Source organism: Mesorhizobium sp. M0296 (genome assembly GCF_040321675.1).
Lineage (GTDB): Bacteria > Pseudomonadota > Alphaproteobacteria > Rhizobiales > Rhizobiaceae > Mesorhizobium.
This window is the reverse complement of record NZ_JAMYRZ010000055.1, coordinates 1-21,123: the sequence shown is the minus strand read 5'-3', so window position 1 is coordinate 21,123 and position 21,123 is coordinate 1. Positions and strand designations below refer to the sequence as shown.

Annotated in this window: 15 protein-coding genes and 1 pseudogene; 14 read left to right on the top strand and 2 right to left on the bottom strand. The window is 59.0% G+C overall.

Translation table 11 applies throughout. The annotated features are described in order from the left end of the window. Nucleotides 1-211 precede the first annotated feature (211 nt). From NKI97_RS31935 to NKI97_RS31925, 3 genes and pseudogenes are all read left to right on the top strand, one after another. A pseudogene (locus NKI97_RS31935) lies at nt 212-672 on the top strand (transposase); the annotation flags it as partial. Between the two features lie 91 nt (nt 673-763). Beyond that, nucleotides 764-892 (top strand): hypothetical protein, encoded by a 129-nt coding sequence (locus tag NKI97_RS31930; protein ID WP_352838277.1) that lies wholly within the window; start codon nt 764-766, stop codon nt 890-892. Nucleotides 893-1,510: 618 nt separating this feature from the next. Continuing rightward, a complete protein-coding gene (locus NKI97_RS31925; RefSeq protein ID WP_352838275.1) occupies nt 1,511-2,737 on the top strand; it encodes a hypothetical protein in 1,227 nt (408 codons plus the stop codon). 579 nt (nt 2,738-3,316) lie between these two features. Here the strand turns inward: NKI97_RS31925 and NKI97_RS31920 are convergent. After that, nucleotides 3,317-3,952, bottom strand: coding sequence for an IS4/Tn5 family transposase DNA-binding protein (locus NKI97_RS31920; RefSeq protein WP_352838273.1), 636 nt, complete (start codon nt 3,950-3,952; stop codon nt 3,317-3,319). 1,088 nt (nt 3,953-5,040) lie between these two features. Here NKI97_RS31920 and NKI97_RS31915 point away from each other — a divergent pair. From NKI97_RS31915 to NKI97_RS31865, 11 genes are all read left to right on the top strand, one after another. After that, nucleotides 5,041-5,919, top strand: coding sequence for an ABC transporter permease (locus NKI97_RS31915; protein ID WP_352838291.1), 879 nt, complete (start codon nt 5,041-5,043; stop codon nt 5,917-5,919). Nucleotides 5,920-5,933: 14 nt separating this feature from the next. Continuing rightward, nucleotides 5,934-6,776, top strand: a complete 843-nt coding sequence (locus NKI97_RS31910; protein ID WP_352838290.1) for an ABC transporter permease — start codon at nt 5,934-5,936, stop codon at nt 6,774-6,776. Further along, nucleotides 6,773-7,915 (top strand): extracellular solute-binding protein, encoded by a 1,143-nt coding sequence (locus NKI97_RS31905; RefSeq protein WP_352838271.1) that lies wholly within the window; start codon nt 6,773-6,775, stop codon nt 7,913-7,915. Before NKI97_RS31910 ends, NKI97_RS31905 begins: the two co-directional genes overlap by 4 nt. Next, nucleotides 7,908-9,062, top strand: a complete 1,155-nt coding sequence (locus NKI97_RS31900; RefSeq protein ID WP_352838269.1) for an ABC transporter ATP-binding protein — start codon at nt 7,908-7,910, stop codon at nt 9,060-9,062. The genes NKI97_RS31905 and NKI97_RS31900 overlap by 8 nt, the downstream gene beginning before the upstream one ends. A gap of 925 nt (nt 9,063-9,987) precedes the next feature. Then, on the top strand, nt 9,988-10,872 hold the full coding sequence (locus NKI97_RS31895; RefSeq protein ID WP_352838268.1) for a beta-keto acid cleavage family enzyme: 885 nt from the start codon (nt 9,988-9,990) through the stop codon (nt 10,870-10,872). Nucleotides 10,873-11,135: 263 nt separating this feature from the next. Then, a complete protein-coding gene (locus tag NKI97_RS31890) occupies nt 11,136-13,574 on the top strand; it encodes a GcvT family protein (RefSeq protein WP_352838266.1) in 2,439 nt (812 codons plus the stop codon). A gap of 638 nt (nt 13,575-14,212) precedes the next feature. Continuing rightward, on the top strand, nt 14,213-15,541 hold the full coding sequence (locus NKI97_RS31885) for a KamA family radical SAM protein (RefSeq protein ID WP_352838264.1): 1,329 nt from the start codon (nt 14,213-14,215) through the stop codon (nt 15,539-15,541). 1,067 nt (nt 15,542-16,608) lie between these two features. Next, entirely contained in the window at nt 16,609-17,298 is a 690-nt protein-coding gene (locus NKI97_RS31880) for a CoA transferase subunit A (RefSeq protein ID WP_352838262.1), read from the top strand. After that, nucleotides 17,276-17,935, top strand: a complete 660-nt coding sequence (locus tag NKI97_RS31875; RefSeq protein WP_352838260.1) for a 3-oxoacid CoA-transferase subunit B — start codon at nt 17,276-17,278, stop codon at nt 17,933-17,935. Before NKI97_RS31880 ends, NKI97_RS31875 begins: the two co-directional genes overlap by 23 nt. 7 nt (nt 17,936-17,942) lie before the next feature. Beyond that, nucleotides 17,943-19,244, top strand: a complete 1,302-nt coding sequence (locus tag NKI97_RS31870; RefSeq protein ID WP_352838258.1) for an ArgE/DapE family deacylase — start codon at nt 17,943-17,945, stop codon at nt 19,242-19,244. 2 nt (nt 19,245-19,246) lie between these two features. Beyond that, nucleotides 19,247-20,428 carry a thiolase family protein gene (locus NKI97_RS31865; RefSeq protein ID WP_352838257.1) on the top strand — a complete coding sequence of 394 codons (1,182 nt, stop codon included), beginning with the start codon at nt 19,247-19,249 and terminating at the stop codon, nt 20,426-20,428. Nucleotides 20,429-20,517: 89 nt separating this feature from the next. On the opposite strand, the gene NKI97_RS31860 is transcribed toward NKI97_RS31865, so the two are convergent. Further along, nucleotides 20,518-21,123 (bottom strand): GNAT family N-acetyltransferase (locus NKI97_RS31860; protein WP_352838255.1); only part of this gene is annotated, 606 nt, incomplete at its 5' end.

Genomic DNA, 21,123 nt, shown 5'->3' with positions numbered 1-21,123 from the left:
CGTATGGTCAAGAAGCAACAGATGCGCTGGTCGCTTCAGGGTGCGGTATGCTCATGCGGGTCCGGACGGCCGAGATCAATTGCGAACTTCACGATGGATTGCGGGCACCGTTTCGCGGCCAGAGTCAAACGTGCCTTCTCTTTTCAAACATCCCCTTCTGCCCGCCGCCCGAAGTTACAGCCATCCATGCCGAAATCGGAAGCCTCGAGGCGTGTTCAGCCAGCGGGTGCTGGCAAATCGGGCCTCAATGACGATGGAGGCGGCGTTTTGCGTCGAAGCGCTCGAGGAGGCTCTGGCTAGATATGGTCGACCCGTGATCCTCAACACGACCAGGGCAGCCAGTTCACCAGCCTCGAGTTCACAGGCGTGATGACAGCAGCGAGCGTGTCCATCAGCATGGATGACAAAGGTGCCTGGCGCAACAACGTCTTCGTCGAGCGGCTGCGGCGCACGATCAATGCGAGGAGGTTTATCTGCGCGCCTACGACAGCGTGTCCGAGGCCCGCTCGTCGATCGCCCGGTTCTCGCCTTCTATAATGGAGAGCGCCCGCATTCGACCCTTGACGGCGCACGCCCGACGAGACTCATTTAGGCGCGCAAGCGCGCCCTCCCGACGCCGCAGCAAAATCGCAAAGACCCGCGCTCATCGCGACCCGGCAGGATGCCGCTTAAATTCCGCGAGGCGCCGTCGAAACAAGCGCAGCCAGCTCTCTATGCCGCAAATCCCGAACGCAAGTTAAGTTGATAACGCCCCGGAGAACTCATGCGCAACGTGATCCACGAGGTGGTCGCCGATATCGATGAAGAAGTCTCGGAGATCGTGTCGCCAGCCGAGTTGGCGACGAAACCTAGACTGGAAAAAGTGGCCCGACGCCATGAAACAAAACCATGACTCTCCTCAGCAGGAGAACATCATAGCCGCAGTCATAGTCCATACCGATTGTCAAAATAACTTATGTTAAACAATTTTAAATACTATGCATACTTTGCGAACACTCTCGAGAACTACGTGTAACATAAACATAACTTGATGCCAATCTAAAAACTAAGTAGGGATTTGACGGTCCCCTGTGCCGACTGCACAGCAAGTGGCAGCTATGTGTTGCAGGGACCAGAACAAAAGCAGCAGAACAAACGCAAATGGCTTTAGAGCAGAGGCTATGGACAGTGGACGAATGACTGCAGTCTCACAACTTCGAAGGTTCGAAGTCGGAATTGCCGATCAGTTTTCTTCGACCCCCTCGACAGAGTGTATTTCGTGGCTGGCGCGACGAAAATCGGAGTGGGAAATAGGAAAATCTAATCCTCCCCCCGCGGCTCCAGCGACAACTCGCGGACGAAGGTTAGTTCGCATCGCTGACCCGGCTTTCCTCCTTCTCAGCGGCGGCTCGGCCTATTGTCTGATACTAGCAACCGACCATGCGTCAAGGCGACGCCTACAAAGTGGAACACCAAAACTCGGCGTCTTACACTCATACGGCATGGTCACGGCAGCGGATTGGATTGCTGCGTGACCGAAGATGGCAAGGAGGGTTTTTCAACGATGAACATCGGTGTTTTGAAGGAAATAAAAGAAGACGAGCGGCGTGTCGCACTTCAGCCGATCCAGGCTCAGGCTCTTTCGCGCCTCGGCCACAACATCTACGTAGAAATCGGCGCCGGCGAAGGGGCTGGATTCTCGGATGCGGATTATCAGGCCTGCGGGGCGAAGGTTGCGATGAAAGATGAGGTGCTCGCCCGGGCGCGGCTTCTCCTCAAGGTGAAGGCACCGCTGCGCTCAGAATACCCTGACTATTCTCCGCATCACATCCTTTTCACGTATCTACATTTTGATGAAAACATCGATCCTCAGGATATCTCTGAACTCATCAGTAGAGGGTTTCTTGGAATTGGTTACGAGTGGGTGGGAGAAGGTGGCCGGCATCCATTGCTTGAGCCGATGAGCCGTCTGACCGGTTATCTCTTCGCTCAGCGAGCGTTGGAATTGTGCTCCAAGGAAAAGGGGGTGTTCTGCCCGCGAAATGAGGACCTTCTTCCCGGAGGGCGGGCTCTGATAATCGGATGCGGCAATATCGGTCTGTCCGCATTCAAATACTTGTCGGACCTGGGGGTTACCTTAACCGTCGTTGTCACTCGAGGCCGCGAGGATTTCAATTGCAAAGCCAACGCGCGCTTCGCAACCGAAGGCGTCGACTACATCGGCGCAACCGGCACGAAACTGATCGTCATGAATAATAAGGATCCTTCACGCACTCAGGACACGATCGCGGCGGCACTGCCTGAGATCGACATTGTCCTCAATTGTGCGGTGCGTCGCTCCGATCTTCCGAAGCGGAGAATGGAGTACCTGATCGACAGAAGCATGGTTAGATCCATGGAGAGAGGCAGCATTTTGTGCGACTGTACTGCTTGTGATCACGATTTGGTCGAAACCTGTACTTCTTCTGCGTCGCTCTACCACTCGTATTTCGACGAAAATGTCGTGCATTACAACTGCGATCATATTCCGTCAATGGTGGCGAACACCGCGACCCGGCTGCTCACGGCGCGAACTTTCCCTTACATTCGTTACATCGCCAGTCTCGAATCTTTGCAGGCTATCACTGAAGATGAGAGCCTGCGTAACGGAGTCTGTTGCTATGGTGGTTACCTGACTCACGCACTGTCAGCGGAGAAGAAGGGCTTGCCGTATCGGCCGCTGAGCAACGTTATTGAAGCGATGTCGCGTCCCATATAGGCGTTGGGAAGATTCAGCATGCGCAACAATTTACAGTGAGACAATGACTGCGTAATCAGACCCCGGATTTTCGCGTAAGGGATTCCCGGTTTGGAGTGGTGAAGGCACGCCGGTCAGCGCCGATATCGAGACCGGTAACTTCTCCGGGGTACGCAGCGCACAGCAGGGGCGGTTTGGGTTTGAATAGTGAGGGCACGTTTGCCTCTGGCTCTCGAAATCGTGCCCGCAGTCGGTGGCGAAGTTCCCTATTCATCTCGGCTGTCCGAACCTGCATCAGCATGTGAGCACCGTGGAGAGACCAGTGCCGTCTGAGGATCTCGATGTTGATAAGAGCCGGGTGCCTGAGGAAATCCGAAGCCGAGGACATCACGGTGCGTGCCGTATGCAGGCGCAGCGACGGCGTCTTCAAGGACGCGACTGACATCACCCGCAATGAAAGCCGTCGGTGGATAGTCGAGGCTGCGATCAAAAAGCAGGAACCATCCGCACATTCGTCGTACGCCTCCGGCGAGGCTTCCGATTACCCACATCGTCGGCTTGATCCAATGGAGATGCCGAAGGCGATGTCGTGCAAGCGGGTCATGCCGCGCCAGACGACCATGTTGCCGGGAGGCGGTGCCAACGAGCGCGATGGACTGGCGCAGGTTCTCCAGCCAGCGGTAGCTCTCCTTTGTCTCGATGGGCACGCGCGTGGGATTGATGTGCCGCTTGAGCGCGAGCGTTCCCTTTGAACTTCGTTCGTGTCCAGAACTTCGCCGCCGTCAGACCGAGGGGCGTGCCGGTGAGGGCGACGGCCAGGCTCGAATGCATCAGCACCCGCACAAGGTCAGCACGTTGGGCTGCCCGGCCTTGTAGCGCCCGGCGTTGATGGTCTTGGTGAAGCCGATTTTGCCCGGCTGCGCGGCTGTAGATAAATTCGGTCGTGTCCTGCAGGATAAGGATCGGACCTTCGCTCGCCGCAACGCGCGCCGCAGTCGCGGCGAAATGGCCGGCCAGAACGCCATGTTCGGTCACACGCGGGTTGTCAAAGAAGCGGTAGGCCGCCTTCGCCGCCGCCCAGTCGCCGCAGGCCGCCGGGGTTGGCTTGCCCGGCGCAGCTGACATCTGATCCAGCAACCGTCGCAGCCGACGGGCCAGACGCTTGTCGGGAAGAGCCGCCGCAGAAAGCTCTTCCTCCTGCCAAGAGCTCTCGCTGCTGCTGGTCTTGTCTCGCATCCGTGACGCCTCCGCGATTCGGCGTCACGGACAGAATCACGGCAGATTCATACGGGGCAATAGGCCCGCCGACGATGTGGGTAATCGGAAGCTTCACCGGACGGGTACCATTCGTCAACCGATCCAGCAAGAAGTCCCATGCTGAGCTCGAAAGGCTCGCAGCGTCGAAGAGACACGTGCCATATCCTGGCCGTCGCCGAAACGGGCGGCTTCCCGGCCTGGAAGCGGCTCTTCGAGCGATACCAGGCTGCCATTGATCGGCTGATCGGCAGCCTTCCCAAGGCGAGCGTCATCGGCTTATCGCCTCAGAGGTACGGCTGATGACGCGGACACGGGCGAAGCGGCGTCGAGATCGCAAAGGAGCATGTCGATGCTCTCATCGGATATTTGGAACGCACGAGGAAGAGCCGCTTCCGAGATACGGCGTAGATCTGAAGAAGAGCATCATCGCCCAAGGAATGCGGCTGACCGGCAGGTCTTCCGGACCAATCCGCGTTGCGCCGAAATCCTCCGCGACGCCGACGACCGAGATCGCAAGGTGAGCCTGTGTCGGCTGGAGCAGGTCGCCGCTGTCCGGGAACAGAAGGCGAGGACAGATGCCGACCAGATGGCGCTCGAAGACGAAAACCTTCGATTGCTTGCCGAGAACGCATCGCTTCGGCGAGAGCGCGGTGATCACCGAGACTGGCAGGCTTGAGTGATTGGGTTCTCGAACTCTGGTCCTCGGAGCCGCGCCGTTGTGGCCCCGACAGCCGGAGGCCGGATCGCAGTCAACGAGGCACCGGGACCGCTTCGGCACCTCATTACCGCAGGTTATCCCTCGCATGAGAGTAATTAGCGTTCTGCAGCCTACCCTGACACGGTACGAGTGTGGCGCAGTTCACAGCACATGAATGGAAATAAGCAGTGTCCGAACGCCGACGTCTCCGAAATTCATTGCAACCCTTGGCATCTCCCGGCCCTCACGCTTCTCGCCTCACGCGGGTTGCAGCGCGCCGGGGAGCAAAGAAACTCTGGTGAAAACCTCCCAGACCATTTCCGCGGGTGCCGACAGGGGTCGCGAAGACGGCGAAATCCTCCGGATTCGCATGCCCAAGGGATGGACATTGTACGATCCACGTCTGGCGTGGATGCTGGTCGCGCCGGTGCTGTTGCTCCTGATCTTCTTCCTGGTGCTGCCGATCGCCCTGATGGCGGTCTATACCTTCTTTACCTTCGTGACGGCCGGTGTGGAGGAAAGCACGCTGACGCTGGCAAACTGGCACGAGTTCCTCACCGACAGCTACTATCACGGCTTCCTGTTGAAGACGCTGCGGGTCGGCGCGATGACGGCGCTGCTCTGCGGGGTGTTGGGCTATTTCCCGGCCTATTTCATCTGGGCCACGAGCTTCAAGCACAAGTGGCTGCTGTTGCTTTTGCTCATCGTGCCGTTCTGGATCAGCTTCACCATCCGCACCTTTTCCTGGATCAACATCCTGGGCGAACAGGGCGTCATCAACGTCGCGCTGGCGAAGATGGGCATCATCAGCGAGCCGTTGCCGATGCTCTACAACGAGGGCGCGGTCATCGTCGGGCTGCTGCACTTCCTGCTGCCCTACATGATCCTCAACGTTTATGTCAGCTTGGAGAGCATTGACCGCACGCTGATTTCGGCGGCCCGCTCGATGGGCTGCACCAGCGCACAGGCCTTCCGCGAGGTGACATTGCCGCTCTCGCTGCCGGGGCTGGCTGCAGGCCTGCTGCTCTGTTTTGTGCTGGCCGCCGGCAGCTATGTAACAGCGCAGCTCCTCGGCTCCGGCCGCGACGCGCTGTTCGGCAATCTGATCTCCGACACCATCATGGGACAGCTGAACTGGCCGATGGGGGCCACGCTTTCCATCGTGCTGTTCATAGTGCTCGGCTTCTTCGCCGCCATCTATACCCGCTACATGGGCATGTCGCAAATCGTCAAAGGACTGGGTGGATGATGAAGCCTCAGCAAATGAAGGCGGGGCGGCGGAACAAGGAAGGCAGATGGGCCTGGCGGCTGACCGGCTTCGTCACGCTCTGCGTCTATATCTTTATGTTTGCGCCGATTGTGGCGACTGTCATTCTGTCGTTCAACGCCTCGATGTTCGGCGGCTTCCCGATCACGGGCTTCTCCCTGCAATGGTACGGCAAGCTGATGGCCAATGAAGCGGTGCTGGCCGCCTTTAATACGTCGCTATGGATAGCCTTGGTCACGGCGATAACAGCCACCGCGATCGGCATCGTCACGGCCTTTGCGCTGGTGCGCTTCGAATTCCGCGGCAAGCAGACATTGAGCACGCTGGTGATCCTGCCGGCGCTGGTGCCGGAAACCATTCTGGGCGTCGGCCTCCTGGTGCTGATCAAGGCGGTCGACCAGCCGAGGACTTTGTTGCTGCTGGTGCTCGGCCATATCTTGCTCGCCGTGCCCTACGTGGTGTTGATCGCGCAGGCGCGCATGGTTGGCATCCGGCGTGTCTATGAGGAGGCAGCACTCTCGCTCGGCGCCTCGCGCTTTTCGTCCTTCCGCGAGATCACGCTGCCGCTGCTCATCCCTGCCGTCGTCGGCGGCGCGCTGCTCGCCTTCACCATCTCGTTCGACAACACGTCGGCCAGCCTGTTCTGGCGGCCGGCAGGCGTCGAGACCATGCCCACCCAGATCCTTTCGATGCTGAAAATCTCGATCAGCCCGGAGATCAACGCGCTCGGCACCGTCATGATCCTGGTGACCCTCGGCATCCCGCTGATCGGCGGCATGCTCATGCAGAGCCTGACCAGATTAAAGAGACGAGGCGAACCAAAGGAGGAAGCACGATGAAACTGACCACCACCAGGCGGCTGGAACGGCTGCAAGACCGCTACGCCAACGGCGATCTCAGCCGCCGCACTTTCCTGACGCTGACGGCGGCCGCGGCCGCCGCGGCCGGCCTCGACATGCCGTGGATGAGGCAGGCGCTCGCAGCGGTCGAAGAGGTTCGCTTCGACGGCTGGGGCGGAACGGTGCAGGATGCGATCGACAAATATGCCTTCAAGCCCTACACGGCCAAGACCAAAATCAAGGTGGTCCAGGGCACGTTCGGTGGAGAGAACGAGATCATCACCAAGATCAAGACGGCGAAGCCCGGTGACTTCCAGGTCGTGCATTCCTCCGGCCTCAACTACTACCTTAAATATGTGAAAAACGGCATGAACTCGGAGATCAACGAGGCCAACATTCCCAACATGGCGAATGTGATGCAGGCGATGATCGAGCCGTTCCGCAAGCTGACGCCGAAGCTTTCGGCCGTTCCTTACGACTACGGCACCACCGGCATCGCCTTCAACACCAAGGTGATCTCTCCAGAGGAGGCGAAGGAGAAAGGTGCGGGCCTACTGCTCGATAAGAAATATGCGGGCAAAATCGGCGGCTATGCCGGCATGGAAGAGCGCGTCTGGTACGCGGCTCTAGCCACTGGACAGGACCCGAACAACATCAAGGACATGGACACGATCTGGGCCAAGGTGCGCGAGACGCGCGACCTCGCCAAGAAGTTCTGGAGTTCCGGCGCGGAGCTGATGGACCTGCTCTCCAAGGGCGAGATCGTGGTGACCGACGCGTGGTCGGGCCGCGTCGCTGCCCTGCAGGACCAGGGTCATCCGATCGGCTTTCTCGATCCGGCGGGTTCCTACGCTTGGATGGAGGACATGCTGATCCTGAAAGGCTCGCCGATGGCCGAGTGCGAGGAGCTGATCAACTTCATGCTCGATCCGGCGACCTCCATCGCGGTGGCCGAGGGCCAGGGCTATCCGCCGTCGCTGGATCCGACGAAGGTCAAGCTCACCGAGAAGATCAAGAAGCTGCCGGCCTTCGACCCGACAGGCATGTTGAAGTCGTTGACCTTCGCCGATCCCGTCTACTGGGCGACCAACGAGGATGCCTGGACCAAGCAGTGGGACAGGATCTCGAAAGGTGCGTGAGTGCGTTGAAGCCATGCAGGCGTCCCGGCTGAGCTCGGCCGGGACGGACCTTTCTATCGCAGGCGTGGGACGCCCGGCGGTAGAGTTCCGCAACATCGACATCGCCTATGGCAAGTTCGTCGCTGTGCGCGACTTCTCGCTGTCGATCCGCAAGGGCAGCTTCGTTACCCTGCTCGGCCCCTCGGGCTGCGGCAAGACCACGATCCTGCGCTCCATCGCCGGCCTGGTCGACATTTCGGGCGGCCAGATCATGATCGACGGGCGCCGGGTCGACGACGTGCCGATCTACAAGCGCAATATCGGGCTGGTCTTCCAGAGCTACGCACTGTTCCCGCACAAGACCGTCTTCGACAATGTCGCCTTCGGCCTGAAGTACCGCAACGTGCCGAAGCCCGAGATCGCGCGCAGGGTCGGCCAGGCGCTCGAAATGGTGCGGCTGCCGGGCAGCGAAAAGAAGCTGCCGTCGGAACTGTCAGGCGGGCAGCAGCAGCGCATCGCGCTGGCCCGCGCCATCGTCTTCGAGCCGCAGGTGCTGCTGCTCGACGAGCCGCTGTCGGCGCTGGACACGAACATGCGCGAGGAGATGCGCGTCGAGATCAAGAAAATCCAGAAGGAAACCGGCATCACCGCCATCTTCGTCACGCACGACCAGGAAGAAGCGCTCTCCATGTCGGATCGCATCGTGGTGATGAACGCGGGCGCGGTGGAGCAGATCGGAACCCCGCAGGAGGTCTACGAGCGGCCTGCCACGGCCTTCGTCGCCGACTTCCTGGGCAAGGCCAACATGCTTGCCGGCACCGTCAGTAAATCCGGCGGGATGACAGCGGTCACGCTTGCCGCCGGCCAAACAGTGCACGTGGCGTCTCCGCGGCCGCTTGCACAAGGCAGCAGGGTCACCGTCGTGGTCCGGCCGCAGACACTGTCTGTCGGTGCAACGGCGGGCGCGAACCGGCTGTCCGGCCGCGTCGTCTCGACCTCTTATCTCGGCGGCAGCGCCATTTACGAGATCGACATCGGCGGCAAGAGGACTGTTCGCGCAAACCCGCAAATTAATGGCCCGCTTGTTCGCGAAGGCGAGGCAATCAATATCGGCTTTGACCCTGCCGGCTGTGTTCTGCTGGACGAGAAGGGAGTCCGCATTTTGTGAAGGCGAGGTCGATTGTGAGACCGTTAACCCATGGGTCCACCATCATAGCTTTTGTTGCGGAGAAAGTGACGCGATGGAGTGGACGATCTCGATCCAAGGGAAAAGCGCGCTCGGCGATGTCTGTCGCAAGAAGCGATCGACGACGGCAAGAAAATCATGACGGCCCTGCAGAGCGCGGTCGTGAACCACGAGGCGGAGACCTTATGCCCTTTCTCGCCGGGTCTGCCCGGATTGCCACACTTTTCGGCTGTTCAAGGACTGGACGATCCGCAGAATTCGAACGGTCGTTGGTACTGTGGAGGTGCGCAATCCACTTTGAATGCTGTGCTAGGACTGTTACCCAGGAAGCGTTCGCGCCGCTCAAGGAAGTCTGTCCGGATCGGGCAACGCCCGAGCTGATGGAACTGACGGCGCGATTGGGAAGCATGATGCCGTACCGGCAGGCCGCGAGCGTGCTCGCCGAATTCCAGCACAACGAACGGACCGAGACGCATGCGACCGTGCGAAAGCGGACCATCAAAGTGGCGAGCGGCTCGACGACAAGATCACTGAGAAAACCTGGCCCGCGAGAATGAAGATGGAGGAACGACATCAGCTCGAGATGCAGCTTCCTGGCGATCGACGCAAAGAGCTCGTCATCAGCATCGATACGGCGCACGTTCGCAGTGCCGATCCCAATTCAGCGCGAACGCAGCAGATGCGCTGGTCTCTCCACGGTGCTCACATGCTGATGCAGGTTCGGATAGCCGAGATGAATAGGGAACTTCACGACCGACTGCGGTCACGATTTCGAGAGCCAGAGGCAAACGTGCCCTCACTGTTCAAACCAAACCGCTCCTACCGTGCACTGCGTAACCCCGGAGAAGTTACCGGTCGACTTCCACGAATGGTGCTTTAACCAACTCCTTTCTTCCGAAGGCATCCCATGACAAGGCCAGTTATAATAACGTGTGCGGTAACCGGTGGTGGCGAGACAGTCTCCAAAAGCCCGCATGTGCCCGTAAGTCCTGAACAAATCGCTGAGGCGGCAGTGGAGGCCGCTCGCCGCGGTGCGGCTGTTGTCCACTGTCACGTCAGAGATCCCAACACGGGTGCTCCTTCCAGAGATCCAGCGTTGTTCAGCGAGGTGACTCGTCTGATCCGCTTGAAGGAGTGCTCTGCGATAATCAATTTGACGACAGGAATAGGCGCAGATTTGGTGCTCGGGCGCGACGCGGATCTTCAAGCACGTTCTGATTTGACTTCCGCTCAAGAGCGGACTGCGCATCTTCAGGATTGCCTCCCTGAAGCCTGCAGCTTGGATGTGGGCACGATGAATTTCGGTTCGGATGACAACGTCTTTGTCAATATTCCCGACCATGTCCGCTCTATCGCGAAGTTTGCACGCGCGCTCCACATCAAACCGGAAATGGAGGTCTTTGAGCTCGGCCATCTGCGTTTCGCAATGCGGATGGTGGAGGAGGGGCTATTGGAACCGCCGCCCCATTTCCAGATCTGCCTCGGCATTCCCTGGGGTGCCCCCGCCGACAGCGATGCTTTGATCGGGTTCGTGAGGCGGCTGCCACCGGGAGCGGTCTGGAGCGCCTTCGGCATTGGCGCTGCGCAATTCCCCATGGCGGCGCAGGCGGTAATACTTGGTGGTCATGTCAGAGTCGGGCTTGAGGACAACCTCTATTTGGAGAAGGGCGTTCTGGCCACAAACGGGCAGCTGGTTGATAGGGCGGTGCAGATTGTAAAGGCCCTCAATCACACCGTAGCCACGCCTTTCCAAGCCCGACAAATTCTCGGACTAAAGGAAGCAAAATTATGATCGAACGAGCAATCCAAACCTCCTAACCTGCCACTGAAGTGTCATCCAGCGGCGACCAGAGCCTCGGCTGTTTTGTTACACCGTAGGGCGCGGGTTGAGCAACCGGTGGAGACTTGGCACGCACATTTGTTAGAGCATGGGCCTCTTGACCAGACCCAGCGCGAGCTGGGCGATTTAGACGGCGTCCACTTGCTTAGCGAGCGCTCGTCCAATCGATCTGATAAGTAAGAGTGATCGCTTCCTCCAGCCGAAAGCGGACAACTATGACAGCTGAAAAACAGTTTCTTACGCATGCTCGTGTGCTCATCATCGGCGGCGGGGTCGTAGGATGTTCCATCCTGTTTCACCTCGCAAAGTTCGGCTGGAAGGACAGTGTGCTCCTTGAACGAGACGAACTGACAAGCGGGTCAAGTTGGCACGCGGCAGGTCAAATCCACACCATAAGTTCCGATCCAAACATTAGCCGCCTCCAAGGCTACACCATCAACCTTTACAAAGAGATAGAGGAGACCTCCGGCCACTCGGTAGGGCTTCACAACACGGGCGGGTTCTATCTCGCTTCAAACAAGACCTGGTACGAATATCTGAAACGCGAGCGATCCAAGGCCCGTTACATGGGTCTCGACCAGGAATTCATCAGCGTCAAAGAAGCGGCTGAGCGCCATCCCCTCATCGATCCGAGCCATTATCTCGCTGCGCTGTGGGACCCCCTAGACGGCGATGTCGACCCATCGGGTGTCTGCTATGCTTACGCAAAGTCTGCCCGAGTGCATGGCGCGCAGTTTTACACCCACACGCCCGTTATTGAAACCCGCCAACGGAAAGACGGTACCTGGGATGTGGTTACTCCCAAGGGTACCATTAACGCAGAACACGTGGTGAACGCCGCCGGGCTCTGGGCGAGAGAAGCTGGGAAGCTGGCAGGCGTGACTATGCCCGTGCAGCCTATGGAGCACCACTACCTGATTACGGAGGATATCCCCCAAATCGTGGAAAGAATGGCTTCCGGCAAGCGTCTTCCGGCGGGCATCGACTACGAGGCCAACATCTACTTTCGCCAAGAGCGTAACGGGATGCTGCTGGGCACATACGAGCCAAAGTCCACGCCGTGGAAGGTGTCAGGCACTCCGATGGACTTTGGCCACGAACTGCTGCAATCCGATCTCGAGCGCATCGCGGACCGTCTCGAGCTCGCGTTCGAACGCATTCCAGCTCTTGGTCAGGCGGGCATCAAGACCGTTGTGAATGGGCCCTTCACGTTCGGCCCCGACGGAAACCCGATGATCGGCCCTGTCCCCGGTCTGCAGAACTATTGGGCCGCGGTCGGCGTTATGGCCGGCTTCTGCCAAGGCGGTGGTGTCGGCCGGTCGATTGCGGAATGGATGATCGAAGGCGAACCATCCATTGATGTCTGGGCCATGGATATCTCTCGGTTTGGCAACTTCGCTACGGCCGACTGGGGTACGGTGAAGTCCTCTGAGAACTATGAACGCCGTTTCGTCATGACGTTTCCCAATGAGACCCTGCCGAAAGGACGGAGGCAAAAGACGACAGCCCTTTACGATCGTCTGGTTGCGAAAGGCGCCGTCATGGGGGTGAGTTTCGGCCTGGAGCATGCTCTTTGGTTCGCCGACGGGCCGGAGGACGCGCACGAAGAGCCGACTTTCGACCGAAACCGGAGTCATGACTACGTCGCGCGCGAAATCGAAAGCGTTCGCACGGACGTGGGCGCCATCGAGATCGCCAACTACTCGAAGCACGAATTCGCCGGGCCGGGAGCGAGAGCATTCCTCGATCACATCCTCGCCGGTAAACTTCCCAAGCCTGGCCGTATCGCCCTGACGCCGATGTTGACTCCGAAAGGCAAACTCTATGGAGACCTTACCGTCGCCTGCCTTGCGGAAGGCCGCTTCATGTTATTCGGATCCGGTGCGGCGCAGGAGATGCATCGCCGATGGTTCGAGCAGCATCTGCCAAGTGAGGGAGTAACCTATGTCAACCGTTCCGACGAACTTCACGGGCTGGCGATCTCGGGTCCGAAATCAAGAGAACTCCTCTCACGCATTACACGCGAAGACGTGTCTTACTTAGCTTTCAAGTTCCGGGATATTCGGGAATGTGTCGTGGGTGACGTTCCGGTGATACTCTCCCGCCTGTCGTTCTCGGGCGAACTAGGCTATGAAATCTACTGCCATCCGCAGTTCCTCATCCGCCTTTTCGAGGCGGTCGAACAGGCGGGCGGTGATCTCGGGCTGCGCTTCTATGGGAGTCGCGCCCTCATGTCGATGCGCTTGGAGAAGAACTGGGGTGTTTGGACAATGGACTTCCGCCCAGATTTCGACGCAAGTGAAAGCGGACTGGACGCGTTCATCGACTGGAACAAGGACTTCGTCGGCAAGGAAGCCGCAGCCAAGGCGCGCAAAGCAAGGCCCGCTAGGAAGCTTGTTGGTCTGACGATCAATGTCGACGACCGTGATGTCGTCGGAGACGAGGCTCTGCTCAAGGATGGGGTGGCGGTTGGTTACATCTCCTCTGGAGGCTATGGGCATCGCGTGAAGAAGTCCGTCGCGTTGGGCTACGTTCCTGTCGAGTTCACTAGCGATGGCACCGTGCTAGATGTCGAGATCGACGGACAATTGTATCCAGCGGTGGTGATAACCCAACCACTCTACGATCGCAGCGGTGATTTGATGCGATCTTAGTGTGCGATACCCAAATACATTGCCGGAGCGGGCTCGCCGATCGCTCTTGGGCGGTCGCCCGTCGTCGCGATGCAGGACCATCTGCGACGCGGGAGACGGTGCCATTGGGTCGTTGACGCTGAGGTGCAGCGTTGCTGGCGACAGCCGGGCTGCGACTTTGACTAGCGGCGCGCAAAGGCTGCGCACCGACACGCTCGCACCGTCCATCCCGGCGTCTGCTACAGTCGCCGTCGGGCCGAAGCAACGATGGAGCAAGCGATGCGGCCGAGGGAACGGCGAGACAGCGGTTCGCGGCGAAATGGCCGGCGGGAACGCTATGTGATCGAGCCAAGCCCGCAACAGGTCGCTCTGGCCTTGCTGCGCGCGTTGCGGCCCCCGGAGATGACGGTCTTGGTGAAGCCGATTTTGCCCGGCTGCGCGCGGCTGTAAATAAATTCGATCGGGTCCTGCAGCATCCCACCGGCGGCGACGGGGAGTTCCCACGCTGGTCAACGACTTCTCGCTGTCGCATGTCCGACAAAATCGGACATGCGAATAGCAGTACTAGCGCTATCACATTGTTGTAAAAGGATTGTCTCCTTTGGCATGGTTCATGCGCTGATATCCGCAAACGCGTCACCGACTGGGGAAAACCCTCCATGACCACGCTCACCGACTATACTGTTGCCGCCGTCTCAAGCGAAGCTCCGATGAGCCGTATTGCGCATGAAATGAGAAACGAGTTCGCTGACGCTGCATGGCAAGAGCGTCATGCCGTTACTCGCATTGACCAGTTGCGCGAATGGATGGGAGTCGACGCCGACGGCAGTCTGATGCGAGACATTGAGCTCGGTCTCGCGCGTGCGCCGATGGCGATGCGGATAACGCCTTATGTGCTGAACTTGATTGACTGGTCGAACTTTCTTCAAGACCCAATCCGCAAGCAATTCATTCCGGTTGGAAGGGAAATTCGCCCATCTCACCCGTTGCTAAAAATGGATTCATTGCATGAACGAGAAAGTTCACCTGTAGAGGGATTGGTGCATCGCTATCCGAACAAGGCACTTTTACTCGCAACGGATCGCTGCCCGGTCTATTGTCGTTTTTGCACCCGCAGTTACAGCGTGGGTTTAGACACGGAATTGGTCTCGAAGAAAAGGGCGTCGCCATTCCAGATGCGCTGGGATACTATCCTGGCATACCTTCGCGCGACCCCCGTCATCGGTGACGTAGCAGTGTCGGGGGGAGATTGCTTTCGCCTTAAACCTTCCCGACTTTTGGCGATCGGAATGGACCTTCTGTCCATCCCCTCAATTCGCTGCGTCCGATTCGCGACGAAAGGCCTCGCTGTACTGCCTATGAAAGTCACAAGCGATCATGAATGGACTGATGCTCTTGTCAAAATTAGCGATGCTGGCCGAAATCAGGGCGTAGAGATTTCATTTCACACCCACTTCAACCATCCTAGAGAAATCACCGACTACACGATTGCGGCTGCAGAGCTTCTTTTCAAGCGGGGAATAAGGATGCGCAATCAGTCGGTTCTGCTGGCTGGTGTCAATGACGATCCTGAGGTTATGAAACAGCTCGTCAAAAAACTCTCAGACATACATATCCAGCCGTACTACGTGTATACTTGTGATCTTGTCGACGGACTCGAGCACATGCGGTGCTCGGTAAAACTAGCATGTCAGATAGAAAAGGCCGTACGCGGGATCACGGCTGGGTATAACACTCCGTTGTTCGTTGTCGACACGCCGGGAGGTGGTGGAAAGCGTGACGTCCACAGCTTCGAGCATTATGACAGACAAACAGGGCTTGCTGTGTACCTGGCTCCATCTGTCCGGCCGGGCCAGTTGTTCACATATCCGGATCCTTTACAGTCTCTTTCACCAGATGCGCAGGCGGCATGGTTAGATCCCAAGCATGCCAAGGGCATAGTGAGCGATGCGATTGAGGCCGCTCGAGAACAATCGATGGCGATTTGAATGACCGAACAAAGCGGCATGTGCCCAATTTGGTTTCGGGGATCGAGCACAACACGATGGCCTCCCGTACAGCGATCCAAGTGCTGCGTCAGGCTGAGGTGAGCGTGTTCGAGACCTTTCTGTCGCAGCGGCCGACCTTAGCGTCAGCCGCTGCGAGGCGTGCCGCGTGTTGACAACCGCCGCGTGCTGACCGGCAAATCGGCGTGCCAAATTGGACGCCGGATTAGGGGTCAGTTTTAGAAGTCGTTCGATACATTGACAGAAGAGACAAGAGAACAAGGTGGTCACGACCGTGGAAAGTTGAGAATAAGGTCCGAAACAGGGATTCATAGAGCCGTCCCACACCCTGCCAGGTCGGCAGCCATCGTCGCAGGCCTCTGCGAGCAGAGGGCTGCGCAGCGACGAGCCGGCTGGAACTGCTGCCGCGTCCGATCCCAAGGTCTCGCCCGCACCCGAATATTTCCGGGGCCAGCACCATGCATGGGCCGCGCATTCCGTCGCTACCTGTTGGCGGGAGCAGCACTGGGCCTTGTCATCGAGCGGACGACGCGTGGCGATGAGTGCGATCGAGCGCTGCCGAGCGTCGGCGCTCGGGAGGACATGCAGAACAGGGCGACTGCTGTACAGCGGATCCGTCCGCAAGACCATCACGACGGAGGTCGACAGTGCGGAACAGCAGCGCCGCTCTCGTCAAGCCCGATGAGGCTGCTAACGTTCTTGCCAGATCAATTCCGAGCACAAATATCGACATGGGTCCGTTCCTCTCGTTCCGAAAGAGCAATCCTAACGGTTCGTTCCATAGAGAGGCGGGCCATCCCATAATCACAATCGCGATCCTGCCGATACCCCGGACACGATTTTCAAAACGGTCTCTAAGCTCCGGTGCAGCGCCGATAGATCGTCGGGGCGTCGACCACGCAGCATTGTCGAAACTTATGTACTCCGTTCACGGTATCTATTTGATTCTATCCTCTCCGGCGTGATGTCCTCACAATCCATAATTGCGCCAGAGAACGGAGGCGTGACCATGAAGTATTTGTCGGAGATAGCCCGGATGGGAGAATTGGGTGCGTAATAAACTAACGGAAATCGAAGAGGCGATTGCAGGAATACGTGACGGGATGACCATTATGATCGGCGGTTTCGGCGTACCGGGAACGCCTTTCACCCTGCTGGAAGAATTGGTGCGTCAGGCGCCCAAGAACCTCACGATTATCAAGAACGACGCAAACGAGATGGGGATGGGCATCGACCTCCTGTTGAAGGCCGACCTCGTCGAGAAACTGATCGCGTCGCACATTGGCCTGAACGCGCGAGCGGTCGAGCAGATGAATGCCGGCCGACTGAAGGTCGAGTTCAACTCTCAGGGCATTCTGGCTGAACGCATCCGCGCCGCCGGCGCCGGCTTGTTGGGAATCGTGACTGACATAGGGGTTGGCACAATGCTGCAGAATGGCAAGACTGCGATTGACATGGATGGTGCGACTGCGCTGATCGAAACTGCGCTTAAGGCGGACTATGCTTTGATTCATGCCGTGCAGGCAGATACTTTCGGCAATTTGAAATTTGCCGCGACGGCGCGCAATTTTTCGCCGCTCATGGCGATGGCCGCCAGGACAACGGTCGTCGAGGCGGAGGAAATCGTCGCGCTTGGTGAGCTTGCGCCCGACGAAACTCATACACCAGGGCCGTTCGTTCAAAAGGTCGTCGGTCTCCGCGTTACTAGCGAGGCATATGATGTCGTCCGACGCGCGTGAAATGATGCTGCGCCGTGCGGCGCTTGAACTCAATGATGGCGACACGGTCAATCTCGGCATAGGGTTGCCTACGAAGGTGCTGGCCCATGTCGCCCCCTCGATAACGGTGTGCATTCATTCCGAGAACGGGGTCGCCGGCATAGGCCCTCTGGCGGAATATACCGCAGGCGATCGGAACCTCATCGATGCGGGCGGCAACTACATCACCACGCTGGCCGGCGCTTCATACTTCGACAGTGCGGTCTCGTTCGCGATTATCCGCGGCGGAAATCTCGATCTTACGATGTTGGGGGCCTTTGAGGTTGCGAGCAACGGGGATCTCGCCAACTGGATGGTACCGGGAAAGTACACGCCCGGGACAGGTGGCGCGATGGAACTGGCCCAGAAGACACGACGCGTCATCGTGCTGACGACGCACCTGGACAAGGCCGGAAACCCCAAGCTGGTCGAGCAATGCACGTTACCCCTGACTGCTCAGCGGTGCGTTCACAGGATCATCACCGACCTGGCCGTCGTCGACGTGTCATCAGGCGGCTTTGAACTTGTTGAATTGTTTGCTGGCGTTTCGGTCGAAGAGGTAAAAGCTAAGACCGGGGCACCGCTCGTCATCATCCATCCACTTGCAATTTTCAATTGAGAACTTAATGGATTCGAACTTTCGCCAGACCGTCCTGCGCGCGGTGGACAGCGCGTTTGATCGGCAAACGGATTTCCTGAAACAACTCTGCCGCTTTCAGTCAGTACGCGGCCATGAGCAGTCGATCCAGCTCTATTTGGCGGACGCGCTTCGCAGCCGCGGTTACGAGACGGACGTTTGGGAGATCAACGAGCAGGATCTTGCTGATCTTCCCGGCTTCTCGCCGGTGCTCGAGCCTTATGCGCAGGCGGTCAATGTGGTCGGGAAAAGCAACAGCCGGAGCCGAAAGGGGCGAAGCCTCATCTTGAACGGACATGTGGACGTGGTACCCACCGGTCCGCTTTCCATGTGGTGCAATCCGCCCTTCGAGCCCTATATCGAGGAGGATTGGCTTTACGGGCGCGGTGCCGGCGACATGAAGGCCGGCCTCTCGTGCAATCTTTTCGCGCTGGAAGCCCTTGCCTCGCTCGGTTTCCAACCGGCCGCCGATTGCTACCTGCAATTCGTCGTGGAGGAGGAGTGTACGGGCAACGGTGCGCTCGGATGCCTACAGAGGGGATACAAAGCCGATGCCGCGCTCATCCCCGAGCCGTTCGGAGAGACGCTCGTCATCGCCCAGATTGGCGTATTATGGCTCCAGGTACGTCTGAATGGCATTCCCTCGCACATTGCCCATGCCAGCGCAGGCGTAAACGCGATCGAAGCGGCACTGCCCCTGATTTCTGCGCTTCGAGAGCTAGAGACGCGGTGGAATGACGCAGCCCGTCGGCCGACGGAGTTTGAAGGCATCGATCACCCTTTGAACCTCAACATAGGACGGATCGAAGGCGGAGATTGGGCATCCAGCGTCCCGGCCTGGTCGACTTTCGACGTGCGCATGGCGGTTTATCCGGGAGAAGATATTGACGCGGCCGAGCAGGAGCTTCGGCAATGCATCGCGTCGGCTGCGGGTAGATCCGAATATCTGCGGCAGAACCCGCCGGAGGTCATCTGCCATGGTTTCCGTGCAGAGGGTTACAGTCTGGGGCGCGATTGCTCCGAGACGGCGACGAATGCCATAGAGCTGCTGGCCGCCATGCACGAGATCGTCAACAGCTCCCCCATGGCGCGGACGCCGATCACCGCCACGACCGATGCGCGCTACTTCGGTCTCTACGCTGGCATGCCGGCCCTGGTGTACGGGCCGGTCGCAGAGCGAATCCACGGCTACAACGAGCGCGTACTGCTCGATTCCGTAAGGCGTGTCACACAGTCGATTGCGCTCTTTATCTCTGCCTGGTGCGGGCTTGAACCGATCGAAAGGGCGTAAGAATGCAGGACATTGTCATCGTATCAACGGCACGCACGGCAGTCGGCAAGGCGCATCGCGGCTTTTTCAACAACACCGAGGCCCCGTCGCTTGCCGGCTATGCCATGAAGGCGGCCGTCACCCGGGCGGGCATTGACCCGAGCATGGTGGACGACGTCATACTCGGCTGCGCCGTGACCCAGGGCACGAGCGGCGTCAATGTCGCGCGCCATGCCATTTTCGCGGCCGGCTTCCCGGTCTCGGTCGCCGCCATGACCATCGACCGCCAGTGCGCCTCGGGCCTGTCGGCAATAGCGACCGGCGCCATGCAAGTCGCGTCCGGCAGCAGCCGGGTCGTCCTGTGCGGCGGGGTTGAATCGATCAGTCTTGCGCAGAATGAACACATGAATCGGTACCGCGAGCGTGATCCGGTAGTGGAGTCATCCTACCCGCTCTACTACATGTCGATGCTGCAGACGGCCGAGCGGGTGGCCGAAACGTACGGCATCACCCGTGAACGTCAGGACCAATTTGCAGTGCAGAGCCAGGACCGCGCGCGCAATGCCCAGCGGCAGGGAAGGTTCGATGCGGAGATCGTTCCAATCGTCGTCTCACAACTGGTGAAGGATCGTGACAGCGACGCCACGTCCTGCAGGACGCTGTCTGCGGACAGGGATGAAGGCCCGCGCGAAAGCACCTATGAGGGGCTAGCGGCCCTAAAACCCGCACTGGAACATGGGCGCTATGTGACGGCCGGCAATGCCAGTCAACTCTCAGACGGCGCAAGCGCTCTCGTTCTCATGGATGCCGAAACCGCCGGGCGGGAAAACCTGAAGCCGCTGGGAATTTTCCGCGGAATCGCGGTTGCCGGCTGCGCGCCTGAAGAGATGGGCATCGGCCCCATCCTTGCGGTCCCGAAACTTCTTGCCCGCCATGGGCTGACAATTGACGACATTGACCTATGGGAAATTAACGAGGCCTTCGCAGCTCAACTGCTGGCGTGTAACGATCGCCTGGAAATCCCGCCGGAACGCCTCAACGTCAACGGCGGCGGCATCGCGCTCGGCCATCCCTACGGCATGACCGGGGCACGGCTGGCGGGGCATGTGCTTATCGAAGGCCGGCGCCGTGGGGCCAGGCTGGCCGTCGTCAGCATGTGCATCGGTGGCGGGCAGGGTGCCGCTGCACTCTTCGAAGTCTGCTGAACAAAGAACCCATAACGAAGGGCATGGCGCTACCCGAGTGGTGCCTTTCGCTTGGGGCGAAGGGCATGCGACCAGAAGATCTCGCCTGATCAGCGAAGTAGGATTGACCCCCTTTGATCCAGCGTCAGAAGTTGCATTGTCATCGGCACGTCTGCGACGATCTGGAAGCCGGCCTTTTGGTAGATCGCCAGCGCCGCCGGGTGGTCGAGCGAGCAGGTCTTGAGCACGATGCGCCGCGCATCGGCAGAAAAGGCCGCCGCCATTGCCTCGGAGAGTAGCCATTTGCCGAACCCGCGCCCGGCCACGTGCTCCATCAAGCCGAGGTAGACAACCTCGACGGTCTCTTGATCACGACGGTCGAGATCGAAGAAGCCTGCCGGCGCGCCTTCTATCAGCAGCAGACGCATGTCGCGTCGCGGTCCATGGATGCGGGCCGCCAGGTCTGCGTCGCTCAGGCAAAGATAGTCCTGCCAGTGCCACTTGCGTCCAATCCTATCGACAAGGTAGCGATAGAAATGAAGCGGTGGTTGCCTGAGGGGCAGCAACAGGCCAACATCGCGGTTGTGCTGGCCAAGTGCACCCCAACTCTCTCGAGTGAGCTCAAGCGTCTTCATCGAGATTTCAAGTTCGGGGCCTTCGGGCGCAATAGCTGCGTCTAGGGTCATTGTAGTCGGAATCTCTATGCAGTGGTACGT